The 1,031-nt window shown below is 60.5% G+C and carries 1 protein-coding gene; it reads left to right on the top strand.

Features of this window, described 5'->3' with window-relative positions; all coding sequences use genetic code 11:
- Positions 1-79: 79 nt before the first annotated feature.
- Positions 80-1,031, top strand: a protein-coding gene (locus tag PCJ49_RS24635; protein ID WP_269913308.1) for an IS630 family transposase whose coding sequence is annotated in 2 segments (ribosomal slippage) — positions 80-405 and positions 404-1,031 — 954 coding nt annotated over the 2 segments. Because the reading frame shifts where the segments join, the coding sequence is not laid out codon by codon here. This gene is flagged as partial in the annotation.

Here is a 1,031-nt window from a genome sequence, read left to right as displayed (position 1 = left end):
TAGAGCATCGCGCGTGAAAGCGGAATCGAAGGATTCCCTTTAAGGTCTGGATGTGATTCATCTTTGTCGGAGGTGGATCATGGGCAAGGCGTATTCAGAAGATCTTCGGGAACGCGTTGAAGCGCGGATAGCGGCGGGTTATTCCCGGCGTGATGCCGCGCGGCATTTCGGCGTGAGCGCGAGCTTCGCGGTAAAGCTGGCGCAGCGTGTTGCGGCGACGGGTTCGGTGGCCCCCGGTCGCCAAGGCCGGCCCCCCGGTCACGGTAAATTGGCGGAATATCTGCCGCGGCTGATCGCCTGGGTGGAGGCGGTGCCGGATATCTCGATGCCGGAATTGGCAGCGAAGCTGGAAGCGTCCACCGGCGTGGTTGCACATCCAGCCTCGCTGTCGCGGGCCTTGCTGAAGGCTGGGTTCAGCACCAAAAAAAACGCTGCTGGCATCCGAGTGCGAACGCGCTGATGTCCGAAAGGATCGGCAGGTCTGGCGGACGCATCGTCAACCCCGGATGCGTGAAGAACCCCATCGCCTGGTGTTCATTGACGAAACGGCGACGACCACGAAGATGACAAGGGCACGCGGTCGGGCCCGTCGGGGACAACGCTTGAAGGCGCGGGCACCGTTCGGTCACTGGAAGACCCAGACCTTCATTGCCGCCTTGCGGTGCGATGGGCTGACCGCGCCATGGCTTATCAACCAGCCCATGAACCGAGTTCTCTTTGAAACCTATATCGAAACCCAGTTGGCGCCGACGCTGCGTCCGGGCGACGTCGTCATCCTCGATAACCTGTCCAGCCATAAAAGCGAGAAGGCCAAGGCCATCATTGAGAAGGCGGGGGCATGGATCCTGTTTTTGCCGCCCTATAGTCCAGACCTCAACCCCATCGAGATGGCCTTCGCCAAGCTCAAAGCTCACCTCCGACGCATCGGCGCAAGGACCATTGACGACCTCTGGAGGGCCATCGGAAACATATGCGACCTCTACGATCCAGACGAATGCTGGAACTACCTCAAGGCCGCAGGATATGCGTCC

The sequence above is a fragment of the Niveispirillum sp. BGYR6 genome (assembly GCF_027568365.1).
Taxonomy (GTDB): domain Bacteria; phylum Pseudomonadota; class Alphaproteobacteria; order Azospirillales; family Azospirillaceae; genus Niveispirillum.
This window is presented reverse-complemented; position numbering and strand designations above follow the sequence as displayed.